Genomic DNA, 3,476 nt, shown 5'->3' with positions numbered 1-3,476 from the left:
GAAAAGACTGGCAGTTCTTGTACTGATGGCCGCCGCCGCCGCCGGCTGCGGAGACGACCCCACCGGGCCGTCGACCCCCAACGTGGCGGGAGCCTGGTCCTACGCCGCCACCAACGTGACCGCGGCCACGGTCACGTGCAGCTTCACGAATGTGTCCCTGTCTCTCACCCAGAGCGGGACGACCTTTTCCGGGACGTACTCCGGGGGGCTCCTGTCCTGCTCGGCGCCGGGTGCCAGCTTTTCGGAGCCGATCGGCGGGGGCCCCGTGGCTTCCGGCACGATCAACGGGACCTCCGTGACGTTCGATATGGATTCATCGGACTGGAGGAACACGGGCACCATATCGGGCAACTCCATGTCCGGAACCGTGAACGTGCGGGTCGTGGTCGAGGGAGTGCCGATCGTGCTGACGGGAAACTTCAGCGCGGCGCGCGTGTGAGGTGAACGGAGTCGCGGCCCGTCCCGGTGCAGGGCGGGTCGCTCCAGGTCGCACGACTGATTCAAGGAGACAACTGTTGCCTACGGCCTACTGGCGATCGACGTGCGGCCACGACGGGCCGGGCGTGCTGACAGGCGCATCGACGTGCTCGACGTGCGGGCGACGAAACACCTTCGTCCGGTGGTCTCTGGGCATGCACGAGGGGATGGCCCGATACCAGTATGTCTATCGCGTGAAACCCATCGGTGCGCACAGGCGGCTGGCGGACGAGGTGCTCGGCGCTCTGCGCCGGCCGTGCGAACGCTGCGACGGGAGCGGAATCATCACCGTTTCACACCGCGAGTGGCGGGGGTGCCCCGCGTGCGAGGCGACGGGGGGCTTCTGGACCTGCTCGGAGCATGAGGTCGAAGCCGCGCGAGCGAGCATCCTCGAGAGGCATCCGGAGGCTGCCGTGCAGAGTGCTCCCAGCAACTTCGTGGGAGGCGCGATAGCGCAGGATCTAAGCACGGGCGGGATGGTCGATCTGCGGCGCGGCGGTCGCGAGGATGAAGGACCATGACCAAGCCCAAGAGCGCGGTGATCGACATACTCCGCCCCGACGGCTCGACGAGCCCGGCGGTCGTCGAGTGGTGGACCGAGTACACCGAGTCCGAGCGGATCCGCCACGTGGACATCCTGTTTCAGGGAGGGTCGTACCGTGGTTCGGCCGGGGACTACTTCGGGGCGCTGATGGAGGCGCGGCCGCCCCTGGAGCACGCCGGGTACCGGTTGCTGTGCTACGGCGCGAGCCGCAACGTCTGGGCGAGCGGCATGGCCCGCTGCATGGCCCAGGGCCTCCTCGCCGTGCTGCACGGCAGGCCGTTCGCCGACGGCCCCGTCCACATCTTCGAAACCGGCCCGGAGGTGGTGCCCGCTACCGTTGACGAGCAGATGGATTTCCTGGGCGAGTGGCTCGACGAGAACGCCGAGATCCAGGAGGCGCGAGACCGCGAGCGGGGGACCTTCCATTGACCGCGACCGCCGCCGGCCTCGCCGCCGGGGAGGTCCGCGACTTCGAGCGCAGCTTCCCGCCGAAATGGCCGCCCTCCGGAGTGCGGTTCCTCCGCGACGGCGTTGTGGCCGTCGGCGGGGGCCGGGCCATCGAGCTGTGGGACGTGGGGCGGGGCGAGCAGGTGCACGCCGTGCAGCCGCCGGATCTCGATAGGGCCATAGGTGTCTGGGCGCCGGCACCGGGGGGCGACGCCTTCCTGATCGGCGCGGGCGAGGGCGCCCTGAGGCTCGTCGACATCGACGGAGAGGAGCTCCAGCGACTCGAGCGCACAGCCGAGGCGCGCGCCCACTTCGGCTCCGAGACGCCGGGCCTCGGCAGCTTCACCGCGGTGCATCACCCCGACGGCAGTTACGAGGACAGGTCGTTCTTCTACGAGCGGTACTCGGTGGCGAGCGATGTCGCCGTATCGCCGCACGGCGACCGGGCCGTGGCCGCGTACGGGCAGCGGTACGCGCTCGTCTGGCGCCTCGACACGGGCGCGCTGGAGCGACTCGTCGGCCAGGACGCCCCGCCCGGATCGGGGCGGATCTACCGCGCCGCCTGGTCCCGCAACGGGACGATGATCCTGACCGGCGACGGCTCCGGCAGCCTCCGGGTCTGGTCGGCTCAGACCGGCCGGGAGATGGCGGCTTTCGGGCTCCGGAACGAGCCTGCGGGCGGATCAACGAGCGGGAGGGTCGGGGCGATCGGGTTCACGCCCGATTCGCGACGCGTGGTCGCGGCCGACGGGGCGGCGCTCCGCCTGTGGGAGATCGAGTCCCGCGATGAGCTGGCGCCGTGGTCCGGGCACGGCGCGTCTCACCCGCTACTGGGAGATTACGCGGGCATGCCCCGCATCCAGGACCTGCGCTTCTCCGGCGACGGCCGCCGAGCCCTCACCGTGGGCGTCGACAGCACGCTGCGGGTCTGGGACGTGGCGCGCGGGGAGCAGATCTGGGCGGTCCGACCGGCGCCGTGCTGCATCGACTGGGGGGACATTTCCTCCGACGGCTCGCACGTTGCTTGGGCGGGCTGCCCGGGGATGCGTGTCTACAGGCTGGATTGAGGCGTCGGTCCGGGCACGCCCGTGACGCGCCGGCTCAACGCTAGCGCGCCCCGCCCAGCGCTTCCGCCAGGTCCGCGATCCGCCCTCCGTCCCACACCTTCTTCCGCCAGCCCTCCGGTATCCCGCTCGCCCCGTAGAGCGCCCCCGCGATCTGCCCGTACACCGCCCCGGTCGTGTCCGCGTCCTTGCCGAGGTTGACGGCGGCCAGGCAGCCCTCCTCGAAGTCCGACGCGCGCTCGAGCGCCCACAGCGCCGCCTCCAGGGACCGCACGACGTAGCCGATGCCCACGATCTCGGGGGGTTCGCGCCGCTTGAACGATCCCCTGGCGATCTCGTCGACCTCATCCACGAGCGGCTCGCGTTCCCAGAGGCCATCGACCGGGGAGTACCGATCCGACAGGATCTCCTCCTTCGAGGCGCCGTTCAACGCGCCGATGATCAGCCCCGCCATGTACCTGGAGGCGTCTACCGCCGCCCGCGCGCCGTGCGTCGTGCGGGAGCTGTCGGCGGCGCGGCGGATCCCCTCCTCCGGGTCGGCGGCGTAGTACATGGGCACCGGCGCGAGGCGCATGATCGAGCCGTTACCTGCGGACCACTGGTCGGTGGGGCCGGGATATTCTGCGCCCGTCCGCTCGAACTGCCGCAACGCCCGGCTCACGGTGTTGCCGATGTCGCAGCACCCGCCCGTGGAGCTGTTGTAGCCGCCTCGCCACCACATGACGTACTTGCGGAGCTGGTCGACCGGGTCGAATCCACCGCGTTCAAGGAGGCTCTCGGCCAGGCACAGCGCCATCGACGTGTCGTCGGTCCACTGGCCGGGCTCGAGGAGGAACGGCCCGCCGCCGACCATGTCGGTCAGCGGCTCGAAGCTGCCGGGGGGCTGAAACTCCACGGTCGTCCCCAGCGCGTCGCCGGCGGCGAGCCCGAGCAGGGCTCCGCGG

General features: G+C 70.8%; 5 protein-coding genes. 4 read left to right on the top strand and 1 reads right to left on the bottom strand.

Annotated elements, in window-relative coordinates:
- The 4 genes from ABFS34_16160 to ABFS34_16145 all read left to right on the top strand — a co-directional run.
- A partial coding sequence (locus ABFS34_16160; protein ID MEN8376962.1) for a hypothetical protein occupies positions 1-439 on the top strand: 439 nt, incomplete at its 5' end.
- 232 nt (positions 440-671) lie between these two features.
- Positions 672-998 (top strand): hypothetical protein, encoded by a 327-nt coding sequence (locus tag ABFS34_16155; GenBank protein ID MEN8376961.1) that lies wholly within the window; start codon positions 672-674, stop codon positions 996-998.
- Positions 995-1,450, top strand: coding sequence for a hypothetical protein (locus tag ABFS34_16150; protein ID MEN8376960.1), 456 nt, complete (start codon positions 995-997; stop codon positions 1,448-1,450). The genes ABFS34_16155 and ABFS34_16150 overlap by 4 nt, the downstream gene beginning before the upstream one ends.
- Complete coding sequence (locus ABFS34_16145; protein ID MEN8376959.1) at positions 1,447-2,535, top strand: WD40 repeat domain-containing protein; 1,089 nt, start codon at positions 1,447-1,449, stop codon at positions 2,533-2,535. The genes ABFS34_16150 and ABFS34_16145 overlap by 4 nt, the downstream gene beginning before the upstream one ends.
- Before the next feature lie 40 nt (positions 2,536-2,575).
- Here the strand turns inward: ABFS34_16145 and ABFS34_16140 are convergent.
- The coding region (locus tag ABFS34_16140) for an ADP-ribosylglycohydrolase family protein (GenBank protein ID MEN8376958.1) at positions 2,576-3,476 on the bottom strand (901 nt) is incomplete at its 5' end.

It is taken from the genome of Gemmatimonadota bacterium (genome assembly GCA_039715185.1).
In the GTDB taxonomy this organism is placed as follows: Bacteria; Gemmatimonadota; Gemmatimonadetes; order Longimicrobiales; family RSA9; genus DATHRK01.
Note: the sequence above shows the minus strand (reverse complement) of the source record. Positions and strands in the feature narration are given on the sequence as shown.